This window comes from Microbacterium sp. NPDC055665 (assembly GCF_053618035.1).
In genome coordinates this window covers 194,625-220,624 of the sequence record NZ_JBSHGY010000004.1, presented here as the reverse complement: position 1 = coordinate 220,624, position 26,000 = coordinate 194,625, and the positions used below count along the sequence as shown (strand labels likewise).

Annotated in this window: 25 protein-coding genes; 24 read left to right on the top strand and 1 reads right to left on the bottom strand. The window is 67.4% G+C overall.

Annotated elements, in window-relative coordinates:
• Nucleotides 1-8: 8 nt before the first annotated feature.
• Nucleotides 9-368 carry an Rv2175c family DNA-binding protein gene (locus ACWGO6_RS12740; RefSeq protein ID WP_342589085.1) on the top strand — a complete coding sequence of 120 codons (360 nt, stop codon included), beginning with the start codon at nucleotides 9-11 and terminating at the stop codon, nucleotides 366-368.
• A 12-nt stretch (nucleotides 369-380) separates the two neighbouring features.
• Here ACWGO6_RS12740 and ACWGO6_RS12735 read toward each other — a convergent pair whose 3' ends face one another.
• Nucleotides 381-1,469, bottom strand: a complete 1,089-nt coding sequence (locus ACWGO6_RS12735) for a polyprenyl synthetase family protein (protein ID WP_452326880.1) — start codon at nucleotides 1,467-1,469, stop codon at nucleotides 381-383.
• Between the two features lie 97 nt (nucleotides 1,470-1,566).
• On the opposite strand from ACWGO6_RS12735, the gene ACWGO6_RS12730 reads away from it, so the two are divergent.
• From ACWGO6_RS12730 to ACWGO6_RS12620, 23 genes are all read left to right on the top strand, one after another.
• Complete coding sequence (locus ACWGO6_RS12730; RefSeq protein ID WP_452326879.1) at nucleotides 1,567-1,941, top strand: DUF3040 domain-containing protein; 375 nt, start codon at nucleotides 1,567-1,569, stop codon at nucleotides 1,939-1,941.
• 242 nt (nucleotides 1,942-2,183) lie between these two features.
• Nucleotides 2,184-2,615 (top strand): division/cell wall cluster transcriptional repressor MraZ, encoded by a 432-nt coding sequence (mraZ, locus tag ACWGO6_RS12725; protein WP_056418591.1) that lies wholly within the window; start codon nucleotides 2,184-2,186, stop codon nucleotides 2,613-2,615.
• 102 nt (nucleotides 2,616-2,717) lie between these two features.
• Nucleotides 2,718-3,656 (top strand): 16S rRNA (cytosine(1402)-N(4))-methyltransferase RsmH, encoded by a 939-nt coding sequence (gene rsmH, locus ACWGO6_RS12720; protein WP_136042183.1) that lies wholly within the window; start codon nucleotides 2,718-2,720, stop codon nucleotides 3,654-3,656.
• A complete protein-coding gene (locus tag ACWGO6_RS12715) occupies nucleotides 3,653-4,213 on the top strand; it encodes a hypothetical protein (protein WP_452326878.1) in 561 nt (186 codons plus the stop codon). Before rsmH ends, ACWGO6_RS12715 begins: the two co-directional genes overlap by 4 nt.
• Nucleotides 4,214-4,238: 25 nt before the next feature.
• Nucleotides 4,239-6,008, top strand: a complete 1,770-nt coding sequence (locus tag ACWGO6_RS12710; protein WP_452326877.1) for a peptidoglycan D,D-transpeptidase FtsI family protein — start codon at nucleotides 4,239-4,241, stop codon at nucleotides 6,006-6,008.
• A gap of 27 nt (nucleotides 6,009-6,035) precedes the next feature.
• Nucleotides 6,036-7,448 carry a UDP-N-acetylmuramoyl-tripeptide--D-alanyl-D-alanine ligase gene (locus ACWGO6_RS12705; RefSeq protein ID WP_452326876.1) on the top strand — a complete coding sequence of 471 codons (1,413 nt, stop codon included), beginning with the start codon at nucleotides 6,036-6,038 and terminating at the stop codon, nucleotides 7,446-7,448.
• Nucleotides 7,445-8,551: a phospho-N-acetylmuramoyl-pentapeptide-transferase gene (mraY, locus tag ACWGO6_RS12700; protein WP_376106834.1), complete on the top strand. Its 1,107-nt coding sequence runs from the start codon at nucleotides 7,445-7,447 to the stop codon at nucleotides 8,549-8,551. Before ACWGO6_RS12705 ends, mraY begins: the two co-directional genes overlap by 4 nt.
• A complete protein-coding gene (gene murD / locus ACWGO6_RS12695; protein ID WP_452326875.1) occupies nucleotides 8,541-10,076 on the top strand; it encodes a UDP-N-acetylmuramoyl-L-alanine--D-glutamate ligase in 1,536 nt (511 codons plus the stop codon). Before mraY ends, murD begins: the two co-directional genes overlap by 11 nt.
• A complete protein-coding gene (ftsW, locus tag ACWGO6_RS12690) occupies nucleotides 10,045-11,262 on the top strand; it encodes a putative lipid II flippase FtsW (protein WP_136042177.1) in 1,218 nt (405 codons plus the stop codon). The genes murD and ftsW overlap by 32 nt, the downstream gene beginning before the upstream one ends.
• Nucleotides 11,259-12,335: a UDP-N-acetylglucosamine--N-acetylmuramyl-(pentapeptide) pyrophosphoryl-undecaprenol N-acetylglucosamine transferase gene (locus ACWGO6_RS12685; protein ID WP_452326874.1), complete on the top strand. Its 1,077-nt coding sequence runs from the start codon at nucleotides 11,259-11,261 to the stop codon at nucleotides 12,333-12,335. The genes ftsW and ACWGO6_RS12685 overlap by 4 nt, the downstream gene beginning before the upstream one ends.
• Nucleotides 12,336-12,375: 40 nt before the next feature.
• On the top strand, nucleotides 12,376-13,776 hold the full coding sequence (murC, locus tag ACWGO6_RS12680) for a UDP-N-acetylmuramate--L-alanine ligase (protein WP_452326873.1): 1,401 nt from the start codon (nucleotides 12,376-12,378) through the stop codon (nucleotides 13,774-13,776).
• A 2-nt stretch (nucleotides 13,777-13,778) separates the two neighbouring features.
• Nucleotides 13,779-14,720 carry an FtsQ-type POTRA domain-containing protein gene (locus ACWGO6_RS12675; RefSeq protein ID WP_136042174.1) on the top strand — a complete coding sequence of 314 codons (942 nt, stop codon included), beginning with the start codon at nucleotides 13,779-13,781 and terminating at the stop codon, nucleotides 14,718-14,720.
• Between the two features lie 186 nt (nucleotides 14,721-14,906).
• Nucleotides 14,907-16,049, top strand: coding sequence for a cell division protein FtsZ (gene ftsZ / locus ACWGO6_RS12670; protein ID WP_136042173.1), 1,143 nt, complete (start codon nucleotides 14,907-14,909; stop codon nucleotides 16,047-16,049).
• A gap of 26 nt (nucleotides 16,050-16,075) precedes the next feature.
• On the top strand, nucleotides 16,076-16,753 hold the full coding sequence (locus ACWGO6_RS12665; protein WP_452326923.1) for a YggS family pyridoxal phosphate-dependent enzyme: 678 nt from the start codon (nucleotides 16,076-16,078) through the stop codon (nucleotides 16,751-16,753).
• Nucleotides 16,754-16,796: 43 nt separating this feature from the next.
• A complete protein-coding gene (locus ACWGO6_RS12660; protein ID WP_029261566.1) occupies nucleotides 16,797-17,270 on the top strand; it encodes a cell division protein SepF in 474 nt (157 codons plus the stop codon).
• A 3-nt stretch (nucleotides 17,271-17,273) separates the two neighbouring features.
• Entirely contained in the window at nucleotides 17,274-17,570 is a 297-nt protein-coding gene (locus ACWGO6_RS12655) for a YggT family protein (RefSeq protein ID WP_376106817.1), read from the top strand.
• Between the two features lie 184 nt (nucleotides 17,571-17,754).
• The gene (locus ACWGO6_RS12650; protein ID WP_136042171.1) at nucleotides 17,755-18,351 is read left to right on the top strand and encodes a DivIVA domain-containing protein; all 597 of its coding nucleotides are present in this window, start codon (nucleotides 17,755-17,757) and stop codon (nucleotides 18,349-18,351) included.
• 8 nt (nucleotides 18,352-18,359) lie between these two features.
• Nucleotides 18,360-19,037 carry a signal peptidase II gene (gene lspA / locus ACWGO6_RS12645; protein WP_452326872.1) on the top strand — a complete coding sequence of 226 codons (678 nt, stop codon included), beginning with the start codon at nucleotides 18,360-18,362 and terminating at the stop codon, nucleotides 19,035-19,037.
• Nucleotides 19,038-19,039: 2 nt separating this feature from the next.
• The gene (locus ACWGO6_RS12640) at nucleotides 19,040-19,960 is read left to right on the top strand and encodes an RluA family pseudouridine synthase (RefSeq protein WP_452326871.1); all 921 of its coding nucleotides are present in this window, start codon (nucleotides 19,040-19,042) and stop codon (nucleotides 19,958-19,960) included.
• Between the two features lie 48 nt (nucleotides 19,961-20,008).
• Nucleotides 20,009-20,608 carry a GNAT family N-acetyltransferase gene (locus tag ACWGO6_RS12635; protein WP_452326870.1) on the top strand — a complete coding sequence of 200 codons (600 nt, stop codon included), beginning with the start codon at nucleotides 20,009-20,011 and terminating at the stop codon, nucleotides 20,606-20,608.
• Between the two features lie 31 nt (nucleotides 20,609-20,639).
• Nucleotides 20,640-21,191 carry an RNA polymerase sigma factor gene (locus tag ACWGO6_RS12630; protein ID WP_452326869.1) on the top strand — a complete coding sequence of 184 codons (552 nt, stop codon included), beginning with the start codon at nucleotides 20,640-20,642 and terminating at the stop codon, nucleotides 21,189-21,191.
• 10 nt (nucleotides 21,192-21,201) lie between these two features.
• On the top strand, nucleotides 21,202-24,720 hold the full coding sequence (gene dnaE / locus ACWGO6_RS12625; RefSeq protein ID WP_452326868.1) for a DNA polymerase III subunit alpha: 3,519 nt from the start codon (nucleotides 21,202-21,204) through the stop codon (nucleotides 24,718-24,720).
• A 70-nt stretch (nucleotides 24,721-24,790) separates the two neighbouring features.
• The gene (locus ACWGO6_RS12620) at nucleotides 24,791-25,999 is read left to right on the top strand and encodes a hypothetical protein (RefSeq protein WP_452326867.1); all 1,209 of its coding nucleotides are present in this window, start codon (nucleotides 24,791-24,793) and stop codon (nucleotides 25,997-25,999) included.
• Nucleotide 26,000 lies beyond the last annotated feature (1 nt).

Sequence of the window (26,000 nt, the reverse complement as noted above, 5' to 3'; positions counted from 1 at the left end):
TTGGCAACGTGTCTGAGAACGTTGCTGGAACCCCTGCCGCCGCTGACGTCGCGTGGCTGACGATGCCCGAGCTCGTCGAGGTGCTCGACGAGCCCCTCGGTCGTGTCCGCCGCCTGATCGACGACCACTATCTGGTCGGATCGCGTCGCAGCGGCGTCTTCGCGGTTCCTGCGGTGTTCATCGTCGATGGGCATCCGCTCAGCTCGCTGCGGGGAACGATCATCGTGCTCCAAGATGCCGGCTTCACCGACGACGAGCTCATCGACTGGCTCCTCGCGGAGGAGGAGACCCTCGGCCGATCGCCGATCGATGCGCTGCTGGCCGGCCACAAGAGCGCGGTCCGGCGACTCGCGCGCACCCTCGCCTGAGGCGAGCCGACGTCAGGCCGAGCGCACGGTGGCGGCTCGCGCGAGCTCGCGCAGATCGCCGACCGCGGCGTTGTCGAGCCGTGCGCCGGATAGAGCCCGGTCTGCTTCGCGAGCGTATTCGGTGATCATCGCCTCCACCTCGTCCAGTGCACCGGAGTCGGCGATGGTGGCCTGCAGGAACGACACCTGCTGCGTCGTCAGGTCCGGGTCGCCGAGCATCTCGTCCAGGAGGTTCCTCGCCGATGCGTCCAGAGTCTGCCGGGTGAGTGCGACGAGAACGGTGCGCTTGCCTTCACGGAGATCATCCCCGGCGGGTTTCCCTGTGACGGCGGCGTCGCCGAAGACGCCGAGCACGTCGTCGCGGAGTTGGAACGCCATGCCGACCGGGTGGCCGAAGCGACGCAGCGCCGCGGTCTGATCCGTGTGGGCGCCGGCGAGGGCGGCGCCCAGGACCAGCGGCTGCTCGATGCTGTAGCGGGCGGATTTGAGCGACGCGACGCGCAACGCCCTCTCGGCGTGGAGCCGACCGTCATTGACGCTCCAGGCCGACTCCTCGGCGATATCGAGGAACTGGCCGGTGGTCACATCCCGTCGCATCCGCGCGTACTCGGAGCGCACCGCCCGAGCGTGGGGCTGCGCGTCCAGCGCGGACTCGAGCAGGTCATCGCTCCACGCGACGAGGAGGTCTCCGAGGAGGATCGCCGAGGCGCGCCCGAAGGCCTCGCCGTCTCCCGACCAGCCGGCGGACCGATGCGCCGCCTCGAGCGCGCGATGGGCGGCAGGCCGCCCGCGGCGTGTATCCGAGTTGTCGATCAGGTCGTCGTGCACGAGGGCGGCCGACTGGAAGATCTCGAGCGCAGTGCAGACGTCCCACAGGGCGTCGGTCTCGTTCGCATCGCGGTCGTCGAAGCGGGCGACGGAACGCCATCCGGCATGGCAGAACCGGGCGCGCAGGCGCTTCCCTCCTTCGAGCGTGCCGGCAGCGGCATCAAGGAAAGAGGCGGCATCCGGTCCGTACTCCGAGGATTCCTCGCGCATCCGGGTGAGGAATCGGTCGAGGCGCGCGGCGACCGCACCGGGGACGGGGGAGGAAGACGGCACGACTCCCAGCATACGTAAAGCATGGGGACATCGAACTGCTAGCCCCGGGAGCCCGGGCGCGCGTAGAATGGAACGCACGATACCCGAGGGGGACGAAATGCCACTCTCCGAACAGGAGCAGCGTCTGCTCGACGAGATGGAACGCCATCTCCTTCACAACGATGCCGACGTCGTCAGCGCGCCGTCCGGCGACCGTGCACTGAGCTACCGAAATCTGGTCTACGGTGCTCTCCTTCTGCTCGCCGGAGTCGGCGGCCTCGTGGCCGGTGTCATCCTCGGCGGAGTGTGGGGCATCGTGGTCGGTGTGATCGGATTCGCGGCGATGCTCGCCGGCGTCATGATCGCCGTCATGCCCGTGCGCCGATCGACTCCCTCAGAGCCTCGTGAACGCACCGCCTCGAAGCGTCAGGATTCCGCCTCGTTCATGGATCGGATGAACGACCGCTGGGATCGGCGCCAGGACGGTCACTGACCCCCCAGATCTTTCATGACAGAAGCCCGGATGCTGAGCATCCGGGCTTCTGTCGTTAACGCGAGCCCTCGCTGATCCTCCACTGGCGCTCCACCTTCCTCCACCGCGGAATTCCGCGGTTCTTTGGCGCGCCCGGAATGTCCTCGCCCCTGATTCTGCGGATTGGTCGTAGGTAAGTGGAGGAAAGTGGAGTAAAGTGGGGCGCACCTCGAGTTGGCCGGACGGAGAGGGGGTGATGGCCGATGTTGCTGGGTACGCACTCACCGAAGCTGGACGACAAAGGACGGGTCATCCTTCCTGCGAAATTCCGCGAGGACCTCGGCGGCGGCATCGTCGTCACGCGTGGCCAGGAGCGTTGCCTCTACGTGTTCAGCACGGCCGAATTCGAGACGATGCACGAGCGGATCCGCCAGGCCCCGCTCGCCAACAAGCAGGCGCGTGACTTCATGCGACTGTTCCTCTCCGGTGCGAGCGCGGAGATGCCCGACAGTCAGAACCGCATCACCATCCCCGCGCATCTGCGTCAGTACGCAGGACTGCAGAAGGAGCTCATCGTCACCGGAGTCGGCGCCCACGCCGAGATCTGGGATGCCGAGAGCTGGAACGCCTACCTCGCCGCCGGCGAGGAGACCTACTCCGACCTCGAGCAGGAGGTGATTCCGGGACTCTTCTGACCACGGCTGTGATGCCCCGCCGCTCCCGCCCCGACACACTTCCCCGGTGCCGGGTCGAGAAGCGGAGGGGGATCAGAGCCGAAGGTCACCCCGAGAAAGATCATGAACCTCCGAGACATTCACACCCCCGTACTGCTCGACCGCTGCGTCGAGCTGCTCGCTCCTGCCCTCCAGGCGGACGGAGCGGTGCTCGTCGATGCCACGCTCGGCATGGGCGGCCACTCGGAGGCGCTGCTCGAGCGCTTCCCGAACATTCGTCTCGTCGGGCTCGACCGCGACACCGACGCCCTGCGCATCGCGGGGGAGCGGCTCGCCCGCTTCAAGGACCGCGTCACGCTCGTGCACACGGTGTACGACGAGATCGGCCTGCACGCCCAGGGCGCGGCGGGCATCCTCTTCGATCTCGGGGTCTCCTCGCTGCAGCTGGATGAAGCCGAGCGCGGGTTCGCGTATTCGAAGGATGCGCCGCTCGACATGCGGATGGATCAGACCAAGGGCGTCACGGCGGCCGACGTGATCGCCACGTACAGCGAGGGCAATCTGCGGCGCATCTTCGAGCGGTACGGCGAGGAGAAGCTCGCCGGTCGTTACGCGCGCTTCATCATCGACGCCCGGCAGAAGCAGCCGATCACCCGCTCCGGCCAGCTGGTCGAGATCCTGATCGCCGCGACGCCGGCTGCTGCTCAGCGCGCCGGGCATCCGGCCAAGCGCGTGTTCCAGGCCCTGCGCATCGAGGTGAACACGGAGCTCAACGTGCTCGCCGACGCGATCCCGTCCGCGATGGACGCGCTCGGTGTCGGCGGACGCATCGTGGTGATGTCGTACCAGTCGCTCGAGGACCGCCTGGTCAAGCAGGCGTTCGCCGCTGCCGCAGCTTCGACGGCTCCGGCAGGGCTCCCTGTCGAGCTTCCCGAGCATGCTCCGAAGTTCCGCATCCTCACCAAGGGGGCGGAACTCGCCTCCGACGAAGAACGCGCGCGCAATCCGCGTGCGATCCCGGTGCGTCTTCGCGCCGCCGAGAAGCTGCGGGAGAGCGCATGAGCCTGAACGCCGTCGTCCGCAAACCGGTCCAGCCGGTCGCCCCGGCACGTGAGCCGCAGCGGAGGCTTCAACCGGTCACCCAGCCTGCCGTCCGACGCAAACCCAAGCTCGCGTACGCACTGGTCGCCCTGGGCGGTGCCCTGGCCATCGGCGCGGTCCAGGTCGCGCTGTCGCTAGCGATCACGCAGGACTCCTTCACGCTCGCCGGCCTCACATCCCAGCAGCGTGAACTGAATCTGCAGACCCACGCGCTCCAGGAGGAGCTCACCGGGCTGAGCTCACCCCAGGTGCTCGCCAACAGCGCGGCGGGGCTCGGGATGGTGGTGGCGGGATCGCCGTCGTACCTGCGCCTCAGCGATGGAACGGTGTTCGGCACCGGCGCAGGCGCGGACTGGACTTCCACCGTCAACCCCGGAGGCGCGGGTGCGGTGAGCAACTCGCTCATCGTCAAGCCCACGCCGACGAAGACGGCGACCGATGCAGGAGCGACGGGCCAGACCACTCAGGACCTGCCGCCGGCGATCACCGACGGACTCCCGAGCCCCACGACACGCTGAACACACACGATCGACGGAGAAAGCCATGACGACACGAGCCACCCGCGGACCGCGGCGACGCACCGTCGTCGCCCTCGCCGTCATCCTGTCCGTGCTGGCGGCCTTCGTGGTGCGCCTCGTCGACATCCAGGTCGTGAGTGCCGACGAGCACGTCGCGCAGTCGCTCACAAAGATCGGCGTGGGGGACACGATCTCCGGTCAGCGCGGCTCGGTCGTCGATGCCGGTGGCACCGTCCTCGCATCGAGCGTCATGGTGTACGACGCGCAACTCAGCCCGCTCGTCATCACACAGTTCGAGGAGAAGGATCCGAAGGTGCCCTGGGCGGAGGCGTCCGAGAAGATCGCGGCCATCACCGGGCAGACGGGCGACGAGGTGCGCGCGCTCGTCGCCGATGCACTCGCGAAGGATTCGCAGAGTCAGTACGCGCCGCTGAAGAAATCCCTCACCACCGAGCAGTACATCGAGCTGCGCGACCTGAAGCTCGCCTACCTCCACATGGAGGCGAGAGAGACCCGCGTCTACCCGAACGGCGCGGTCGCCGGTAACGTCCTCGGCTTCCTCGACGGCTCGGGGACCGCCCAGGCCGGTGTCGAGAAGCTGGGCGAGGAGTGCCTTGCGCCGATCGATGGCGAGGAGTCGTACCGCCGAGGCGCGAACGGCGTGGTGATCCCGGGCAGCGAGCGCACGGTGGAGGCCGTCGACGGCGGTTCAGTGCAGCTCACCATCAACAGCGATCTGCAGTGGTATCTGCAGCAGATGGTCGGCGAAGAGGCACGGAAGCAGGGTGCCAAGGGTGGCACCGTGACCGTCGTCGAGGTGAAGACCGGGAAGATCCGTGCGGCGGCCGAGTGGCCGTCCCTGGACCCCAACGACCTCGACTCCTCGACGCCGGAGACGCGGTACAGCCAGATCTTCCACAGGGACTTCGAGCCGGGGTCGACCTTCAAGGCGATCACCGCCGCCGCCGCCATCGAGGGTGCCGGACTCACGCCCCTGAGCACCGTCACGGCGTCGTCGCGGGAGACATTCCCCAACGGCGCGGTCATCAACGACGCGTTCAACCACCCGGCGTACAACTACACCCTCGCCGGCGGGCTCATCGACTCGTCGAACGTCGCGCTGTCGAAGTTCGGCACCATGGTGAGTCCCGAGGTGCGCTACGACTACCTGGAGCGGTTCGGGGTCGGGCACAAGACGATCGACTTCCCCTCCGAGGTCGGCGGCACGCTGCACCCGGTCAGTGAATGGGACAGCCAGTCGCTCTACACGACGACGTTCGGCCAGTACTACACGGTCACAGCCGCGCAGCTCGCCGGCGCGTACCAGGCGATCGCCAACGGCGGTGAGAAGATCGACCTCTCGCTGGTCGAGTCGTGCACGAAGGCGGACGGCAGCGTCGCCTCGCCCGACAAGCCGAAGCACGAGCAGATCATCGAGAAGCAGACCGCGTCCGAGATCACGCGCATGCTCGAGAACGTCGCCGTTCAGGGTGGTAACGCCGAGCGGATCCAGGTCCCCGGCTACCGTGTGACGAGCAAGACCGGTACCGCTCAGGTCGCAGACCCCGTCAACGGCGGCTACAAGAACGGCGTGTACTACACCAGCATGGTCGGCTTCGCGCCGGTGGACGATCCCCAGTACGTCGTCGTGGTCACCCTCGACGAGCCGACTAAGGTTGTATCGTCCGCGGCCACCGCATCCGCCTTCCAGAAGGCGATGACGCAGGTGATGAAAACGTATCGCGTGATGCCGTCCTCTGTCCCGATGGACGAGCTCCTTCCCAAGTTCGGATAGTCGGCGAGAGCCGCGCATGGAGATGAAATGATCGCCCTGACGCTCGCTGAGATCACCGCCGCAATCGGCGGTGATCTGCGCGTGGCCGGAGAAGATACCGCCGAGACCGTCGTCGACGGCCTCGTCGATACGGACTCGCGGACGATGGTCCCCGGCTCGATCTTCGTGGCCAAGCCCGGCGCGGAGACCGACGGACACCAATTCGTGGGGTCCGCGGTCGCTGCCGGCGCCGTGCTGGCCATCGTGGAGCACCCGGTCGATGTGCCGGTCAGCCAGATCGTCGTCGCCGACGCCGTCGCTGCGCTGGGGGAGCTGGCAAGAGAGGTCGTGGCGCGCGTGCGTGCCGGAGGCTCCCTCCGCATCATCGGCATCACCGGATCCAACGGAAAGACCACGACGAAGAACTTCCTGGCGCGCATCCTCGAGGACGAGGGCGAGACGGTCGCGCCGGTCAAGTCGTTCAACAACGAGGTCGGGGCCCCGGTCACGATGCTCCGCGTCACGGAGAACACGAGGTTCCTGGTGAGCGAGTTCGGGGCAGCGGCACCCGGCAGCATCGCGCACCTCGCCGGTCTCGTCGAGCCGGATGTCGTCGTCGTGCTCATGGTCGGCATGGCTCATGCGGGAGGATTCGGCGGGATCGAAGCCACGGCGAAGGCCAAGGCAGAGCTCGTCGAAGCGGCTCGGGTTCCCGGTACCGCCGTCCTCAACATCGACGACAACAGGGTCGCCGCGATGCGGGAGCTCGCCGAAACGCGTGGTCTGCAGGTCGTCGGCTTCGGGCAGGGGCCCAGTGCCGATGTCCGTGCGCACGACATCGCCGTCTCCGCCTTCGGCACGTCCTGCACCGTCGAGGTCGGCGGAGACCGCCTGGCGCTGCGCCTGCGCGTCCTCGGAGCGCATCACGTGTCCAATGCACTGGCGGCCATCGCCGCAGCCGTCGTCGTCGGCGTCACGCCCGCAGATGCGGTCGCGCGACTCGAGACGGTGGAGATCGCCGAGCGGTGGCGCATGCAGCCGCTGGGCAGCGACCGGGTGCGGATCATCAACGACGCGTACAACGCCAGCCCCGACTCGATGGCCGCGGCCTTGCGGACTCTCGCGCAGATCACCGGCCCCGATGAGCGCACCGTCGCCGTTCTCGGCGCGATGACCGAGCTCGGCGAGAGCGCGGGAGAGGAGCACGACCGGATCGGTCTGCTCGCGGTGCGGCTCAACATCCAACGCATCGTCGTGGTCGGGCCCGAGGCGCGGCGGCTCTACCTCGCCGCCGTCGGCGAGGGTTCCTGGGACAGTGAGGCCATCCACCTGCCTGATCAGGACGCCGCCTTCGAGTATCTCCGCACCGAGCTCCGCGACGGTGATCGAGTCCTCGTGAAGTCATCCAATTCCGTGGGCCTCCGGCATCTCGGCGATCGTCTGGGAGAATTGTTCTCGTGAGGTCACTCATCATGTCGGCGGCGATCTCGCTCGCCTTCACCCTGTTCCTGACTCCCGTCTTCCTCCGGCTCTTCCGGAAGTGGGGCTGGGGGCAGGTCATCCGCACCCCCGAGTCGGTCCACAACCCGAGTCACGAGGCGAAGCGCGGCACCCCCACCATGGGTGGCGTCATCTTCATCGTCGGATCCATCGTCGGATATTTCACCGGCGTCTTGGTCAGCGGAGAGGTCCCGGCGCTCTCTGCGCTGCTGGTGATCTGGCTGATGGTCGGTTTCGGCGCCGTCGGATTCATCGACGACTACATGAAGGTGCGCAGCCAGCGCAGTCTCGGGCTGTCGGGGTGGCGCAAGGTGATCGGCCAGCTGCTGGTCATCATCCCGTTCGGCATCGTCGCTCTGAACTTCCCGAACAGATGGGGGCAGATGCCGGCGAGCCCTGCGATCTCGCTGTTCCGTGACATCACCTGGCTCAACCTCTTCGCCTTCGGCGTCGTGCTCGGCTGGATCCTCTACCTCGTGTGGATCTCGATCATCGGCGTCGCGACCTCGAACAGCGTGAACCTCACCGACGGTCTCGACGGACTCGCGGCCGGAGCCGGCGTCATCGTCGTCGGCGCTTACAGCGTGATCGCATTCTGGCAGTTCAAGCAGCCCTGCATCGGCGGCGATCCCGATGCCCTCGGCGGATGCTATGAGGTGCGCGACCCGTTCAATCTGGCCATCATCGCCGCATCGGTCGCCGCCAGCCTCATCGGATTCCTGTGGTGGAACGCGCCCAAGGCGAAGGTCTTCATGGGCGATGTCGGCTCGATGGCGATCGGCGGCGTCATCACCGCGATGGCGATCCTGACCCGCACCGAGCTCCTCCTGCTGGTGATCGCCGGCGTCTTCGTCCTGTCCTCCGGCTCTGTCATCCTGCAGCGCGCATACTTCAAGATCACGCGAGGAAAGCGCCTGTTCCTGATGAGCCCCTTCCATCACCACCTCGAGATGCGCGGCTGGTCCGAGGTCACGATCGTGGTGCGCATGTGGATCATCGCCGGGCTCCTCGCGGTCTCCGCCGTCGGCCTCTTCTACGTCGAATGGCTCACCCGTGTCGACTGATCGCCTCAGCAGCCTCACCAGCTGGAACGCCGATTGGCGCGATCTCCGCGTCGCCGTCCTCGGGCTGTCGATGACGGGCTTCTCGGTTGCCGACACCCTCGCGGAGCTCGGTGCGCAGGTGCTCGTGCTCAGCGAGTCCGCGGAGGAGGAGTATGCGCGTCTGCTCCCGGTGATCGGTGCCGGCCTCGAACTCGGCTCCCTCGCCGAGGTGCCGGCCGCGCTGGTGGACTTCGCCCCCGAGGTGGTCATCGCCTCGCCCGGGTTCTCGCCGTCGCACCCGGTGATCCGCTGGGCGCAGGAGTCGGGAATCGCGATCTGGGGCGATGTCGAGCTGGCCTGGCGTGTCCGCGACAAGGTGGTCCGCGCCGACGGAACGCCGGCCGATTGGGTACTCATCACCGGGACCAACGGCAAGACGACCACTACCCAGCTCACGGCGTCGCTGCTGGTCGAAGGCGGTCTCCGGGCAGCGCCCTGCGGCAACATCGGCGTGCCCGTCCTCGATGCGGTGCGGGATCCTGCCGGCTTCGACGTGCTCGTCGTCGAGCTCTCCAGCCACCAGCTCTGGTACCTCGGCCAGTCGCGGCCAGAGGGTGAGCTGTTCCCGCACGCGGCCGTGTGCCTCAACCTCGCCGACGACCATCTCGTGTGGCACGGCAGCGCTCAGGCGTATCGGGATGCGAAGGCCGTGGTCTACCGCAACACCCGCGTCGCCTGCGTCTACAACAAGGCCGATGATGCGACCCGGCTCATGGTCGAAGAAGCCGAGGTCGTCGAAGGTGCCCGCGCGATCGGGTTCGATCTGGGCATCCCAGGTCCGAGCGACCTCGGCATCGTGGAGGGACTCGTCGTCGACCGGGCGTTCCTCGACGACCGCGCGCGCAGCGCGCTCGAGCTCACGACCATCGCGGCACTGGACGAGGTCGGACTCGCGGCTCCGCACATCGTGCAGAACATCCTTGCCGCCAGCGCCCTGGCGCGTTCGCTGGGAGTCGAACCCGAGGCCATCCACTCCGCCCTGCAGTCGTTCCGCCTGGACGCGCACCGCATCCAGGTCATCGCGCGGCATGCGGGCATCACCTGGGTCGACGACTCGAAGGCCACCAATCCGCATGCCGCCGCGTCATCGCTGCGTGCCTACCCCGGTGCGGTGTGGGTCGTCGGGGGAGACTTGAAGGGCGTCGACATCGCCGACCTCGTCGCCGATGTCGGTGCGACTGCACGCGCTGCGGTCGTGATCGGGGTCGAGAGGACCTCCGTCGTCGCGGCATTCCGGCGACACGCGCCGTCGGTACCGGTGTTCGAGGTCGATGCTGGCGAGACTGGACAGGTCATGAACCGTGTCGTGGAGATCGCGTCGGGGATCGTCGACGGCGAGGGCACAGTCCTGCTGGCCCCGGCGGCGGCATCGTTCGATCAGTTCTCGAGCTATGCGGATCGAGGGCACCGTTTCGCCGAGGCGGTGCGTGACTGGATAGACCGGGGGAGCGCCGATGACGCAGGTGTCCCGCCCTCCGCGCTCTGAGTCCGGCGGACTCGCCGCCCGGGTGTCGCTCGGCCGCCGGTTCACTCCGGTGTCGACCGAGTTCCTCCTGATCGCGTCGACCGCTCTGCTGCTGACCCTCTTCGGCCTGGTGATGGTGCTCTCCGCGACGAGTGCGACCGCGGTCGCCAGCGGCGCCGATCCGATGGGCGGGGTTCTCCGCCAAGGGGTGTTCGCGCTCCTCGGCGTCCCGCTGATGTTCCTGATCAGCCGTCTGCCCGTCGCATTCCTCAAGAAGATGGCGTGGCCCGCCCTCTTCGGCGCCGTCGCCCTTCAGCTCCTGGTGTTCACGCCGCTCGGGATCGAAGACGGCGGCAACCGGAACTGGATCGACATCGCCGGCTTCACGCTGCAGCCCTCCGAGTTCCTCAAGCTCGCGCTGGCGCTCTGGATCGCCGCGGTGCTGCTGCGCAAGCAGGCGATGCTCGGCACGTGGCACCACGTCTTCATCCCCGTGATCCCGGTCGGCGCGCTCGCGATCGGCACCGTGCTCGCCGGGAAGGACCTCGGCACCGCGATGGTGCTGGTGCTCATCCTGCTCGGCTGCCTCTTCTTCTCGGGCGTCAAGCTCCGGCTCTTCATCATCCCGGTGGTGATCGGCATCGTCGCCGTCCTCGCCTATGCGCTGTCGAGCCAGGACCGGATGCGGCGCATCACGGCGACGTGCGACAACATGGCGCTGTACGAGAGCGACTGCTACCAGTCCATCCACGGCATCTGGGGCATGGCATCGGGTGGGATCTTCGGCCTCGGGCTCGGCAACTCCCAGGAGAAGTACGGCTGGCTGCCCGCTGCCGGCAACGACTTCATCTTCGCGATCGTCGGGGAGGAGCTCGGGCTGATCGGCTGCATCGTGGTCCTGGCCCTGTTCACGTTCTTCACCGTCGGCGCCTTCCACGTGATCCGCAAGACGCCGGATCCGTTCATCCGCGTCGCCGCCGGTGGCATCACCGTGTGGATCGTCGGTCAGGCCGTGCTCAACATCGGCGTCGTGATCGGTGTGTTCCCGGTGATGGGCGTCCCGCTCCCGTTCATGTCCCAGGGGGGTACGGCGCTGCTCGCCGTGCTGATCGCGTGCGGGGTGCTGCTCGCCTTCGCGCGCACCATTCCCGTCGTCGAGAAGCCGGTCGAGAAGCCATCAGCCGGGCGGGGTAGGGTCACCAGGTGACCTCGTACCTCCTTGCCGGCGGTGGCACCGCCGGCCATGTGAATCCCCTGCTCGCCGTCGCCGACGCGCTCCGTGAACGCGACGCCGATGCCACCGTGCTCGTGCTCGGGACCGCCGAGGGGCTGGAGTCCCGGTTGGTGCCCGCGCGAGGCTACGAACTGCTCGTCGTCGACAAGGTCCCGTTCCCGCGTCGTCCGAACCGCCAGGCCGCGGCTTTCCCGGTGCGCTTCCGCCGCGCGATCGCTCAGGTGCGCGCGCATATCCGACGCCACCGCGTCGAGGTCGTCGTCGGGTTCGGCGGTTACGCGTCCGCACCCGCCTACGTGGCTGCGCGGCGCGAGGGTGTGCCGTTCGTGGTGCACGAGGCCAACGCCAAGCCCGGTCTCGCGAACGTGCTCGGGGCTCGTCGCGCCGCCGCCGTGGGCGTCGCCTTCGAGGGCACGCCGCTCCGGGGCAGCGAGACGGTCGGGATGCCGCTGCGGCAGGAGGTCATCGCGCTCGATCGTGAGGCGACGCGTGCGGAGGCAGCGGAGTACTTCGGCCTCGACGCCGATCGTCCGGTCCTGCTCGCGTTCGGCGGATCGCTCGGTGCCCAGCGCCTCAACGAGGCTCTCGCGGATTCCTGGCGCGATATCCTCGCGGCCGGGTGGCAGCTGCTGCACGTGACGGGCGAGCGCAGCGATCTCGCCGATCCTGGCGTGGAGGGGTACGCACTGCGTCGCTATGTCGACCGCATGGACCTGGCCTTCGCGCTGGCGGACCTGATCGTGTCGCGGTCCGGATCGGCGACGGTCAGCGAGATCAGCGCCTTGGGCATCCCCGCGCTCTACGTGCCCTATTCGGTCGGCAACGGCGAGCAGCGCCTGAACGCGGGGTCGGCGGTGGCCGCAGGTGCCGCCGAGCTCCTCGACGACGCGACCTTCGACGGCGATGCGGTACGTCGGATCGTCGTGCCGCTGCTGGGAGACAGGGACAGGCTCGACCGGATGGCCGCAGCCGCCGAGACGGCGGGAACACGCAACGGCACCGAGAACGTGATCAGGCTGATCGACCGCGCACTGGACGCGGTCTGACACGGCCGAGAACAGCGAAGAAAAGTAGACTGAAGCGGACATGATCAGACCCGACCTCTCCCTCCCCATTCCCGAGACGATCACCGCCGCCCACTTCATCGGCATCGGCGGTTCCGGCATGAGCGGCCTCGCGAAGATGTTCCTCGATGCGGGCATCCGCGTCTCCGGCAGCGACCGTGCGGACAGCGACAACCTGCGTGCTCTGGCAGCCGCCGGGGCGACCGTGCACGTCGGCCACGACGCCGCACACCTCGGCGATGCCGACACCGTCGTGCACACCGGGGCGATCTGGCCCGAGAACCCCGAGTTCGTGACGGCCAAGGCTCGCGGTCTCCACGTGATCCACCGGTCGCAGGCGCTGCACTGGCTGATCGGCTCCCGACGGCTGGTCTCGGTCGCGGGGGCGCACGGGAAGACCACCTCGACGGGGATGATCGTCACGGCGCTGCGCGAGCTCGGTGCCGACCCGCACTTCGTCAACGGTGGCGTCATCGAGCAGCTCGGCACCTCGAGCGCCACGGGCACGGGCGACCTGTTCGTGGTCGAGGCCGACGAGTCCGACGGCACGTTCCTGCTCTACGACACCGCGGTGGCGCTCATCACCAATGTCGACCCCGACCACCTCGACCACTACGGCTCGGAGGAGGCGTTCCACGACGCGTTCGTGCGCTTCGCCGACGCCGCCAGCGAAGCCGTCGTCATCTCGAGCGACGATGCCGGAGCGCTCCGCGTCGGCGCCGGGATCAGCCATCCGAACGTGCTGACATTCGGTCAGGCGGAAACCGCCGACGTGCGTGTCAGCGACATCGTCGCGGCCGGACCGGTCGCCGCGACCATCAGCCAAGGGGACGAGCAGGTGCGCATGCAGCTCGCGGTCCCCGGCGTGCACAACGCGATCAACGCGGCGGGGGTCGTCGCGGTGCTCAGGGCACTCGGGTACGCGCTCGTCGACGCCGTGCGCGCCGTCGAGGGCTTCGCCGGCACCGTGCGCCGGCTGGAGCAGCACGGTATCGAGCGGGGCGTCACGGTGTACGACGACTACTCGCACCATCCCACCGAGGTGCGGGCGGCACTCGAGGCCATGCGCAGCATCGCGGGGTCAGGGCGGATCATCGCGATCCAGCAGCCGCACACGTACTCCCGCACGCAGCACATGTATCAGGAGTTCGCCGACGTCCTGGAGGAATTCGCGGACCATACGGTGATGCTCGATGTCTACGGCGCTCGGGAAGACCCGGTGCCCGGCGTCACGGGGGAGCTGGTGAGCACCGCGTTCCGCGACCCGTCCCATGTGCACTACGTCGCCGACTGGCAGCAGGCGGCCGACTACACCGCCACGGTCGCCCGTGACGGCGACTTCGTCGTGACCCTCGGCTGCGGCAACGTCTACCAGATCATCCCGCAGGTACTCGAGTCGTTGCGCCAGACCGACGAGGCATAGCGATGCGCCGTCCCGCACCGCTTCCGTCCGCCCCGGAGAACCCGGCGGAGAAGGGCGTCGCGTCAGAACGGCGGGTGCGCCCCGGTCGTCGGAGCGACGACCTCGTCGGAGCGCGGGCCGAATCGGATGAATCGGTGCCGGAGCCTCGTGCTGACGGCGCCGCCGGGGCTGTCGCCGACGAGCCGGAGCCGACCTCCACGAGAGACGTGTGGCGAGCGGCACGGGCCAGACGCAAGGCGCTCCGCTCCGAGATCCGGCGCTTCACGCAGCGTTCCCGGCGTCGACGGATCATCTGGCTGAGCAGCATCGGCGCGGTGGTCCTGCTGATCGGGGGCAGCGTCGCGGCCGCGTACAGTCCGCTGTTCGCCGTGGAGAAGATCACCGTGGTCGGGGCTGCGAGTCTCGATCCTGCTGCGATCGAGGCTGCTCTGGGCGACCAGGTCGGCACGCCGCTCGCGCTCGTGGACACCAGCGAGGTGAAGGCCGCGCTGCTGGCGTTTCCCCTCATCGAGACGTATGCGCTGGAAGCGCGCCCTCCGCACGACCTGACGGTGCGGATCGTGGAGCGCACGCCTGTCGGCGTCATCCGATCGACCGCCGGATACACCCTCGTCGACGCCGCCGGCGTCGCGCTCTCGACCACGTCCGATCAGCCGGCGGGCCAGCCGGTGATCGACGTCGACGGCGGGGTCGAGTCGCGAGCTTTCCAGAGCGCCGGGCTCGTCGTGCGCGCGCTGCCGGCCGATGTCCGTGCCGCTCTCACGGGTGTGCGTGCGACGACCGCGGACGATGTGACGCTGACGCTCGATTCCGGATTGGTCGTGGTCTGGGGGAGCGCGGAGGAGTCGGCGCTCAAGGCGCTCACACTCTCGGTGACCATGGCTAAGAACCCGGATGCGGCGTCCATCGACGTCACGTCTCCCGAGGTGGCCGTCGTCGGCTGACGGCTTTCGCGGCAACGCCGACGGCTTTCGCGAGGGAATGGGGCGACACGCCCACGTGATCGCGCGCACGAGGGCGGGCGGCGCTTACCTTCGATCAAAGAGAACGCAATACCGGGAAATACTTTACACCTCTAGTTGAGGTTTAAGGTTCACCCTTTTCCAGGCTCGAATAATCGGAGGCCGGCCATGAGCCAGAACCAGAACTACCTCGCCGTGATCAAGGTCGTCGGCGTCGGCGGTGGCGGCGTCAATGCCGTCAATCGCATGATCGATCTCGGTCTCCGCGGAGTCGAGTTCATCGCCGTCAACACCGACGCGCAGGCGCTGCTGATGAGTGACGCCGACGTCAAGCTCGATGTGGGCCGCGAGCTCACCCGAGGCCTCGGTGCCGGTGCGGACCCCGAGGTGGGTCGACGCGCCGCCGAGGACCACGCCGAAGAGATCGAGCAGGCCCTGACCGGTGCCGACATGGTCTTCGTGACCGCCGGCGAAGGCGGCGGAACCGGAACCGGTGGCGCCCCGGTCGTGGCACGCATCGCGAAGTCGATCGGCGCCCTCACCATCGGTGTCGTCACGAAGCCGTTCTCCTTCGAGGGTCGCCGCCGCCAGAGCCAGGCCGAGGCCGGCGTCGCCAAGCTCAAGGAAGAGGTCGACACCCTCATCGTGGTGCCGAACGACCGTCTCCTCGAGATCAGCGACCGCGGCATCTCGATGATCGAGGCCTTCGCCACCGCCGATCAGGTTCTGCTCGCCGGTGTCCAGGGCATCACCGACCTCATCACGACCCCGGGTCTGATCAACCTCGACTTCGCCGACGTCAAGTCGGTCATGCAGGGTGCAGGATCGGCCCTCATGGGAATCGGTTCCGCCCGCGGCGCCGATCGTGCGATCAAGGCCGCGGAGCTGGCCGTGGAGTCGCCGCTGCTCGAAGCATCCATCGAGGGTGCGCACGGCGTACTGCTCTCGATCCAGGGTGGATCGAACCTCGGCATCTTCGAGATCCACGACGCCGCCGATCTCGTCAAGGAGGCCGCGCACCCCGAGGCGAACATCATCTTCGGTACGGTCATCGACGACACCCTCGGCGACGAGGTCCGCGTGACCGTGATCGCCGCCGGTTTCGACGGCGGGGAGCCCTCCCTCCGTCTGGACCCGATGGTCGTCTCGCGTCCGTCGGCCGCGACGCTCCCCGAGGTCGCCCTCCCGGACGAGTCCGAGACCAAGAGCGAGACGGCGAAGCCCGAGCCCGTGCAGCAGCGCGTGCCGACCACGAGCATCGAGCCGGCCTTCGCTGACGACGACATCGACATCCCCGAATTCCTGAAGTGACCTCGGCGGTCGACGGCCAGGACCATCTGGGCCTGGCCGAGCGGTTGACGGCGATCGATGAACGCATCGCCGTCGCCGCGCGCGCCGCAGGGCGGGGGCGGGAGGAGATCACCCGTATCGTGGTGACGAAGTTCCACCCTGCCTCCCTCGTGCGCGACCTGCGTGCGCTCGGTGTGCGCGAGGTCGGGGAGAACCGTCAGCAGGAGCTGTCGGCGAAACAGACCGAGTTGGCGGCTCTCGATCTGACTTGGCACTTCATCGGTCAGGGCCAGACCAACAAGGCCGCCGCCATCCGTCGCAGCGCCGACGTCGTGCACTCGGTCGACCGCGACCGCTTCGCCGATGCCCTGCACAGGGCGGCCGAGAGCGACGACGTGCTCGACGTGCTCGTCCAGATCAACCTGACGGACGATCCAGGCCGAGGCGGCGTCGCTCCCACGGATGCGGTGGCTCTTGCCGAGCACGTGCTCTCCCTCCCGTCGCTGCGCCTGCGCGGCGTGATGGCGGTGGCGCCCCTCGATGAGGAACCGGCTGCCGCGTTCGCTCGGCTGCGCGACATCGCCGATGCCGTCCGCGTCGCCGAGCCCGCCGCGTCCTGGATCTCAGCCGGGATGACCGGAGACTTCGCCGAGGCGATCGCCGCCGGTGCGACACACCTGCGGATCGGCTCCGCAATCACCGGCCCCCGGCCCGACCGGGGTTAACCTGTGAAAAGACCAGCCCCAAACGTTCGAACCGGAGGACACGATGGGTAACCCGCTGAAGAAGACCATGGTGTATCTCGGCCTCGCCGACGAGGAAGAGGTCTACGAGGAGGAGGCGCAGGCACCTGCCCGCGCTCACCGCGAACGCGACCGTGACCGCGAGGAGCCCGCACCGGCTCCCGTCACGCCGCTGCGTCGCCCCGTCGCCGTCCGCCAGCCGTCTGCAGGAGCCGTGAACGAGATCCTCACCGTCCACCCGAAGCAGTACCGCGATGCGCAGCTGATCGCCGAGAGCTTCCGCGAGGGCGTCCCCGTCATCATCAACCTCTCCCAGATGAGCGATGCCGATGCGCGTCGCCTCATCGACTTCGCGAGCGGGCTCTCCCTCGGTCTGTACGGCCGTATCGAGCGCGTCACCTCGAAGGTGTTCCTGCTCTCGCCGGAGAACATCGCGGTTTCGGGCCACGGGGGCATCGCACACGCAGACGCTGAGTCTGCGGGCTTCGACCAGTCGTAACTCGTGGAGCTGGTCTCCGTCGCGGCGAGCATCGTCCATCTGGTGCTGCTGCTGTACATCTTCGTGCTCTTCGCGCGCCTCATCCTGGACTACATCCCGATGTTCAATCGGGAATGGCGTCCGAAGGGTTTCGGTCTGGTCGCCGCTGAGGCCGTCTACACGGTCACCGATCCACCCATCCGGTTCTTCCGGCGGCTCATCCCGCCCCTGCGGATCGGGTCGCTGTCCCTCGACTTCGGGTTCACGCTCACCCTGCTGGTGGTACTGATCCTGATGAACATCGTGCGGCTTTTCATTTGACGAACACCGCCTGATTCTCCCGTCGGGCACGCCCCGAGTTCCCGCAGTCTGGGTGTCGCGACATCGCGGCGCTGTGGCGCGGGGGCTATGCTGGCACCCAGGTGCGCGCCCCGGGTTCGCGCCACATCACGACCACGCCATACATCGATACTGGCATTCGAACTCATCGAAAGAGGAGCCACTCATGGCACTTACCCCGGATGACGTCGTCACCAAGCAGTTCCAGCACGTCCGTTTCAAGGACGGCTTCGACCCGGACGAGGTGGACGATTTCCTCGACGAGATCGTCATCGAGTGGCGCAAGGCTCTCGAGGAGAACGTCGAGCTGAAGGCCAAGCTGGCAGCGTACGAATCCGGCGCCGCTCCCGAGGCTGCCGCACCGGCAGCTCCGGCCGCGACCGAAGCCCCCGCGCCCGTCGCCGAGGTGCCTGCAGAGCCTGCTCCGACGGGTTCCGCGACCGCGACGGCCGGCATCATCGAGCTCGCGCAGCGTCTGCATGACGAGCACGTGGCCGAGGGTGAGGCGAAGCGCAACGCGCTCATCGCCGAGGCGGAGACCGAGGTCGCGCGCATCCGCACCGAGGCCGAGGCGAAGCAGCGCGAAGAGTCGGCACGCCTGGAGCGCGAGCGCAACACGCTCGAAGCCCGCATCACCGAACTCCGCAACTTCGAGCGCGACTACCGCTCGCAGCTGCGCGGCTACATCGAGGGCCAGCTTCGAGAGCTCGACGAGAAGTCGGCGTCCACGGACTCCACGCCCGTCTCCGCGATCGGTCTGTAAGGCGCCTCTTGTCAGGACGCCCGCCCCTTCGTCGGTCGGCGGCCGGTGCGATCGTTGCGATTCTCGCAGCGCTCGTGCTGGCCGCCGATCAGTTTGTGAAGTACCTCACCATCGAGAACCTGCCTCTGCATGAGCCGGTTCCGGTTCTCGGCGAGTTCCTTCAGCTGTACTACGTCCGCAACCCCGGCGCGGCATTCTCGCTCGGCTCCGAGGTGACGTGGATCTTCACGATCGCCCTCGCGGTGGTGGCGTCGATCATCATCTGGAAGGCGTTCGGGATCAGATCCCGACTGTGGGCCGTCGTTCTCGGCTGCCTGCTCGGCGGTGTGCTGGGCAACCTCACGGACCGTCTGCTCCGTGAGCCCGGTTTCCCTGTCGGACACGTCGTCGACATGATCTCCATGCCGTGGATGATGCCCGCGATCTTCAACGTGGCAGACATCTTCATCGTGACCGGCATGATCTCGGTCGCACTCCTCGTCGTGTTCGGGCTTCGCTTCGACGGCACGCGCGAGCATGACCATGCCGTGGTCGAGACGGAGGAGGAAGCAGAGGCCGCAGCGGCGGCGGCTGTCGCCGCCACCGAGACCGACGCCGACGTCATGCCGGCGGACGCACCCGCCGGTCGCACAGACGAGGACGATGCACCCTCGGAGGGTGCAGCTCCCGCATCCGAAGGTCGCTGACCGTGGAATCGCGGTCTCTGCCGGTGCCCGACGGCTTGGACGGCACTCGCGTCGACGCAGCCCTGGCGAAGCTCATGGGCTTCTCCCGCACCTTCGCCGCCGACGTCGCCGCAGCAGGCGGTGTGCGGTTGGATGGCGTGACTCTCGACAAGTCCGACCGCCTCCGCGGCGGCGGGTGGCTCGATGTGGAGTGGCAGCCGAAGGAAGCACCGAAGATCGTCCCGATCGCGGTACCCGAACTCGGCATCGTGTACGACGACGACGACATCGTCGTGGTCGACAAGCCCACCGGCGTCGCGGCGCATCCCTCGGTCGGTTGGGAGGGCCCCACGGTCGTCGGCGCTCTCGCGGCCGCAGGATTCCGTGTCGCCACGAGTGGCGCTCCCGAGCGTCAGGGCGTCGTGCATCGGCTCGATGTCGGCACCAGCGGTCTGATGGTCGTCGCCAAGTCCGAGCACGCCTACACGGTTCTGAAGCAGGCGTTCAAGGACCGCACGGTCGAGAAGATCTATCACGCCGTGGTGCAGGGGCATCCGGATCCGCTGGCGGGCACGATCGACGCGCCGATCGGGCGGCACCCGAACCACTCCTGGAAGTTCGCGGTGGTTCCGGACGGCAAGCCCTCGGTCACTCACTACGAGACGCTCGAGGCCTTCCCCGGTGCTTCGCTCCTGGAGATCCATCTCGAGACGGGCCGCACTCACCAGATCCGTGTTCACATGGCGGCGCATCGGCATCCCTGTGTCGGGGACCCGCTCTACGGAGCCGACCCGACGCTGTCCGCTCGGCTCGGGCTCACTCGGCAGTGGTTGCACGCGCACCAGCTGGCGTTCGCCCATCCGACGACGGGGGACTGGGTGCAGTTCGAATCCCCGTATCCGGAGGACTTCCGGCACGCACTGGATGTGCTGCGCGGCGAATAGCCCGTGCGTCGGCGTTGCGATGTCGGCCGTCTCCGGCACACTGATCGCATGGACATCGAGGTTCGACCAGCAACGGAGTTCGACGATGTCGCGGCGCTCGTCGGCCCGAAGAAACCGACGTCGAACGTCTGCTTCTGCCTGAGCTATCGCATCGGCAGCAAGGAGAACGTCGCGCTGCGCGGGGAGCAGCGCGCTGATCGTGTGCGGGAGCTGTGTCATCAGGATCCGCCACCCGGCGTGATCGCGTACCTCGATGATGAGCCGGTGGGCTGGGCGGCGCTGCACCCGCGGCGTGAGACGAGCTTCGCCCGCAATCGGCTGATCCCACAGGTCGACGACCTCGACGTGTGGTCGCTGTGGTGCTTCCGCGTGCGGCCGGGGCACCGCAAACAGGGCATCTCCCACGCGCTTATCGAGGGAGCGGTGGCATACGCGAAAGAACGCGGAGCCCCGGCCATCGAGGGGTACCCCGTCGACAACGCCGGGGAGAAGGTGAATCTCACCATGGCGTACGTCGGCACTCGAGCGCTCTTCGAGAGCGCGGGGTTCGCGAAGGCGGCGGACACGGGTTCCGCGCTCGACGGGTTCCCTCGGGTGTTGATGAGGCTCGATCTGGGCGCGTCACGAAATTCTTCGAAGAAAGCGTGAACCGTTCGATGCCACACGGGCAATACACAGCGTGAGCACAGACAGCGAGATCATCCAGCGATCTCTTCAGCAGCCGGCGGCGTTCGCCGAGCTCTTCGATAGACATGCGCGCTCCGTGAACGCGTTCGCGACCTATCGCATCGGACGGCACGCCGCGGAAGACGTGTTGAGCGAGACGTTCCTCGTCGCCTTCCGCCGCCGCGCAGACTACGACGCCAACGTCGAATCAGCAGTGCCCTGGCTGCTCGGCATCGCCTCGCGCGTGATTCGCAGGCATCGGGCGGTGGAGGCAAAGCACTGGCGGTCGTTCGCAGGATCCGTCGCGGGCGAGGAGCATTTGTCGGACGGTGGGTTCGACGAAGCGATGACGAGGGTCGACGCCGAGCGCCGGGTGCAGTCGATGACGTCCACCAGGGAGCTGGCGCCGATGATCGCGTCGCTCTCAGCTGCTGTCTGCCTGGGGAGATCTCACCTACGAAGAGATCGCGATCGCCCTCGGCGTCGCGGTGGGGCCGTCCGATCGCGCATCAACCGCGTGCGGACGAGACTGGCACCGACCTTCGGTGTCGGGGCTCCGCCGTAGACTCGAAGGCATGGCATCCGACTCCTTCGTCCACCTTCATGTGCACAGCGAGTACTCGATGTTGGACGGTGCGGCGAAGATCAATGCGATGACCCAGGCGGCCGCCGAATACGGCATGCCGGCCATCGCGGTGACCGATCACGGCAACACCTTCGCGGCGTTCGAGTTCTACAACGCGGCGCGCAACGCGGGCATCAAGCCCATCATCGGGCTCGAGGCGTACATGACCCCGGGCACCCACCGCAGCGACAAGACACGCGTGCAGTGGGGCTCGCCCGACCAGAAGAGCGACGACGTCTCCGGTTCAGGCGCCTACACCCACATGACGATGTGGAGCCAGAGCACCGAAGGCATGCACAACCTCTTCCGGATCAGCTCCCGGTCGAGCATGGAGGGCTACTATTTCAAGCCGCGCATGGACCGCGAGCTGCTCCAGACCTATGGCAAGGGGATCATCGCGACGACGGGGTGCCCGTCGGGCGAGGTGCAGACACGACTCCGGCTCGGCCAGTACGACGCGGCACGGGCGGCGGCCGCAGAGTTCCAGGACATCTTCGGCAAGGAGAACTACTTCGCCGAGATCATGGACCACGGTCTCTCCATTGAGCGACGGGTCATGACCGATCTGCTCCGGCTCGCGAAAGACCTCAACATCCCGCTCGTCGCCACCAACGACTCGCACTACACGCACCAGCACGAGGCCGACGCGCACGAGGCGCTCCTGTGCGTCCAGTCGGGCTCCACCATGGACGACCCGAACCGGTTCAAGTTCGACGGCGACGGCTACTACATCAAGACGGCCGCCGAGATGCGGCAGCTGTTCCGCGATCACCCCGAAGCGTGCGACAACACCCTGCTGATCGCCGAACGCTGCGAGGTCGAGTTCGACACCTCGGCGAACTACATGCCGCGGTTCCCGGTGCCGGACGGCGAGACCGAGGACAGCTGGCTCATCAAAGAGGTCGAGACGGGTCTGCACTACCGGTACCCGGGTGGCATCCCCGACAAGGTGCGCAAGCAGGCGGAGTACGAGACCGGCATCATCCTGCAGATGGGCTTCCCCGGCTACTTCCTCGTCGTCGCCGACTTTATCAACTGGGCCAAGGACAACGGCATCCGCGTCGGTCCCGGCCGTGGCTCCGGTGCCGGTTCCATGGTCGCGTATGCGATGAAGATCACCGACCTCGACCCCCTCGAGCACGGTCTGATCTTCGAGCGGTTCCTGAACCCCGACCGCGTCTCGATGCCTGACTTCGACGTCGACTTCGATGACCGGCGTCGTGGCGAGGTCATCGACTACGTCACCGAGAAGTACGGCTCGGAGCGCGTCGCCCAGATCGTCACGTACGGCACCATCAAGTCCAAGCAGGCTCTGAAGGACGCGGGTCGTGTGCTCGGATTCCCGTTCAGCATGGGGGAGCGCCTGACCAAGGCGATGCCGCCGCCCGTCATGGGTAAGGACATGCCGCTCGACGGGATGTTCGACTCTGCGCACCCCCGTTACAAAGAGGCGAGCGAGTTCCGTGCGCTGATCGAGACCGACCCCGAGGCGAAGACGGTCTTCGACCGCGCGCTCGGGCTCGAGGGACTGAAGCGGCAGTGGGGTGTGCACGCCGCCGGCGTCATCATGTCGTCCGACCCGCTGCTCGACATCATCCCGATCATGAAGCGCGAGCAGGACGGCCAGATCGTCACGCAGTTCGACTACCCGTCGTGCGAGTCGCTCGGTCTGATCAAGATGGACTTCCTGGGGCTCCGCAACCTCACGATCATCTCGGACGCGCTGGACAACATCCGGACGAACCGTGGCGAGGAGCTCGACCTCGAGCACCTCGGCCTCGACGACCCGGGCGTGTACGAGCTGCTCGCGCGCGGTGACACTCTGGGTGTCTTCCAGCTCGACAGCCCGCCGCTGCGCTCGCTGATGCGCCTGATGAAGCCCGACAACTTCGGTGACATCTCGGCCCTCATCGCCCTGTACCGTCCCGGGCCCATGGGAGCGAACTCGCACACCAACTACGCGCTGCGCAAGAACGGTCTTCAGGAGATCACCCCGATCCATCCCGAGCTCGAGGAGCCGCTGGCAGACATCCTTCAGGAGTCCTACGGCCTCATCATCTACCAGGAGCAGGTGATGGCGATCGCCCAGGCGGTGGCCGGGTTCAGCCTCGGACAGGCAGACATCCTGCGCCGCGCCATGGGAAAGAAGAAGAAGTCCGAGCTCGACAAGCAGTACGAGGGCTTCGCGGGCGGCATGAAGCAGCGCGGGTTCGGCGAGGCGGCGATCAAGGCGCTCTGGGACATCCTGCTGCCCTTCTCGGACTACGCCTTCAACAAAGCCCACTCTGCCGCGTACGGTCTGGTGTCGTACTGGACCGCCTACCTCAAGGCGCACTATCCCGCCGAGTACATGGCGGCGCTGCTGACCAGCGTCGGCGACTCCAAGGACAAGATGGCGCTGTACCTGAACGAGTGCCGCCGCATGGGTATCAAGGTGCTCCCGCCCGATGTGTCGGACTCGATCAACTACTTCGCGGCCGTCGGCGACGACATCCGCTTCGGTCTCGGCGCTGTGCGCAACGTCGGCAGCAACGTCGTCGACGGCATCGTGCGGGCTCGAAAGGACGAGCGGTTCACCTCGTTCCACCACTTCCTCGACAAGGTGCCGCTGCACGTCTCGAACAAGCGCACCGTCGAGTCGCTGATCAAGGCCGGCGCCTTCGACTCGATGGGAGACACGCGGCGGGCCCTCATGGAGGTGCATGAAGACGCGGTCGAGGCGGCCGTCGACCGCAAGCGCAACGAGGCCCAAGGCGCGATCGGCTTCGACTTCGACAGCCTCTACGACGGCATGGAAGAGGCGGCGCCCGCCAAGGTGCCCACGCGTCCGGAGTGGATCAAGAAAGACAAGCTCGCCTTCGAGCGGGAGATGCTCGGGCTCTACGTCTCCGATCATCCGCTCGCGGGGCTCGAAGTACCACTGGCGAAGCACGCGTCGATCTCGATTCACGACCTCAACAACTCCGAGGACCTCCAGGACGGCGACCAGGTGACGGTCGCGGGGCTCGTCACCAGCGTGCAGCACCGCGTCGCCAAGGCCAGCGGAAACCCCTACGGCATGATCACCGTCGAGGACTTCAACGGTGAGGTGACCGTGATGTTCATGGGGAAGACCTACACCGAGTTCCAGCACACGCTGCAGCAGGATGCGATCCTCGCTGTCCGCGGGCGCGTCTCGCGACGGGATGACGGGCTCAACCTCCATGCCCAATCGGCGTTCGCGCCCGACATCGGATCGTTCGATGCCGCGGGTCCGCTGGCGCTCGTCCTCCCCGAGCAGCGTGCGACGGAACGCGTGATGACGGAGCTCGCCGAGGTTCTTCGCCGGCACAACGGCGACACCGAGGTGCTGCTCCGAGTGCACCGCGGGGGTACCGCGAAGGTGTTCGAAGTGCCGATGCCCGTCAAGGTCTCGGCAGACCTGTTCGGCGACCTCAAGTCGCTGCTCGGACCCACCTGTCTGGGGTGAGCGGGTAGGATCGTGAGCCGTCGACAGCACGGCGAAACTTCCCGTCGAGCACTGTGACGAAAGGACCATCATGAGTACGGACACCTCCGAACCCGACCTTCCCGAGTCCGACCCCGAGGACTCGATCTTCAGTGACGACGACGGCGTTCTGTACGACGATGAGGTCACGCCGGAATTCGGCATCTTCGGGTTCACGCTGCGCGAGCTGCTGATCGTCGGAGTGTGGGCGGTCTCCTTCATCCTGTCCTTCTTCCCGCTGACCGGCGGCCTGTCGCTGTGGGGCGTCGGCATCCAGTGGATCCTTCCGATCGCGCTTCCGACGGTGGCCGTGTTCCTCCTGGTGCTGCGTCGCTTCTCGCCGGACGGCATCCGCCGGGTGGGTTCGTTGGGCATCGATCAGTTCGCCTCGGTGACGTTCTCCGTCGCGGCTGTCGTCTGGGTCGGGAATTTGTGGCTCTCGATCTCGGGGCTCATCGCCACCGGCTACTGGGGGCTCCCGTGGAGCGGCGTGGGGATGGTCATCACCTCTCTTGCGCTGGTCGTGCTCACCGTCTTCGCCCCGATCATTCCGGGCCTGAAAGAGGACTTCCACGGACGTCTCGTCACGCTCGCCCATCGCAATGCCAATCCGGTGCGACCGGTGATCGCACGCCCACGCCCTGAGCCCGCGCCCGTCGCCGAATCGGCCGCGGCCACCAGTGACACTCCGGCCGATGTCACGGTGGACGGATCGGCACTGCCTCCCGTGACCGACCTCGACGACGAGACGACCGGCCGACAGGCGACGGACGAGATCGCGCGATTCGACCTCGCGGAGCAGGTTCCCCTCACGGCGCATGCGTCCGGGGGCGGAGTCGGGACGGATCACGACGCCTCCGACGAGGAGTACACGCCCGCGTACTCACGTCGTTCCCGCGGACAGGAGCCCGAGATCGTCTCGGACACCGGGAGCATCGAGTCGCTGCTCGAGACGGCGGCGACCTATGAGACCGGCGATGTCACAGCCGAGAACGAGCCCCGCATCGTGGAGGGCCTGGCCGATGGCGACCCGGATCTCGATGCGACGAACCCGCGCGAGACGACGCCCGCCGCGCAGCCGTTCTGGATTCTCGCCGCCTCCGAACGGGATGTGCATGACGAGCGGGGAGAGCCGCTGTTCCGCATCGGACCGAGCGCCTGGGCACTCGTGATCGAGGACCGTGGAGGTGCCTATGTCGTCCGACATGACGACGGACGGATCGGCTACCTCCACGACATCTCCGACATCTCGAAGGGCTGAA

What these genes read in the sequence shown, in the direction of transcription:
- ACWGO6_RS12715 (WP_452326878.1), top strand. Translation starts at nt 3,653, where the DNA reads ATGAGCCTGAACGCCGTCGTCCGCAAACCGGTCCAGCCGGTCGCCCCG.
- ACWGO6_RS12705 (WP_452326876.1), top strand. Translation starts at nt 6,036, where the DNA reads ATGATCGCCCTGACGCTCGCTGAGATCACCGCCGCAATCGGCGGTGAT.
- ACWGO6_RS12675 (WP_136042174.1), top strand. Translation starts at nt 13,779, where the DNA reads ATGCGCCGTCCCGCACCGCTTCCGTCCGCCCCGGAGAACCCGGCGGAG.
- mraZ (WP_056418591.1), top strand. Translation starts at nt 2,184, where the DNA reads ATGTTGCTGGGTACGCACTCACCGAAGCTGGACGACAAAGGACGGGTC.
- murC (WP_452326873.1), top strand. Translation starts at nt 12,376, where the DNA reads ATGATCAGACCCGACCTCTCCCTCCCCATTCCCGAGACGATCACCGCC.
- ACWGO6_RS12620 (WP_452326867.1), top strand. Translation starts at nt 24,791, where the DNA reads ATGAGTACGGACACCTCCGAACCCGACCTTCCCGAGTCCGACCCCGAG.
- ACWGO6_RS12730 (WP_452326879.1), top strand. Translation starts at nt 1,567, where the DNA reads ATGCCACTCTCCGAACAGGAGCAGCGTCTGCTCGACGAGATGGAACGC.
- ACWGO6_RS12635 (WP_452326870.1), top strand. Translation starts at nt 20,009, where the DNA reads ATGGACATCGAGGTTCGACCAGCAACGGAGTTCGACGATGTCGCGGCG.
- ftsZ (WP_136042173.1), top strand. Translation starts at nt 14,907, where the DNA reads ATGAGCCAGAACCAGAACTACCTCGCCGTGATCAAGGTCGTCGGCGTC.
- dnaE (WP_452326868.1), top strand. Translation starts at nt 21,202, where the DNA reads ATGGCATCCGACTCCTTCGTCCACCTTCATGTGCACAGCGAGTACTCG.
- ACWGO6_RS12650 (WP_136042171.1), top strand. Translation starts at nt 17,755, where the DNA reads ATGGCACTTACCCCGGATGACGTCGTCACCAAGCAGTTCCAGCACGTC.
- ACWGO6_RS12710 (WP_452326877.1), top strand. Translation starts at nt 4,239, where the DNA reads ATGACGACACGAGCCACCCGCGGACCGCGGCGACGCACCGTCGTCGCC.
- ftsW (WP_136042177.1), top strand. Translation starts at nt 10,045, where the DNA reads ATGACGCAGGTGTCCCGCCCTCCGCGCTCTGAGTCCGGCGGACTCGCC.
- rsmH (WP_136042183.1), top strand. Translation starts at nt 2,718, where the DNA reads ATGAACCTCCGAGACATTCACACCCCCGTACTGCTCGACCGCTGCGTC.
- ACWGO6_RS12660 (WP_029261566.1), top strand. Translation starts at nt 16,797, where the DNA reads ATGGGTAACCCGCTGAAGAAGACCATGGTGTATCTCGGCCTCGCCGAC.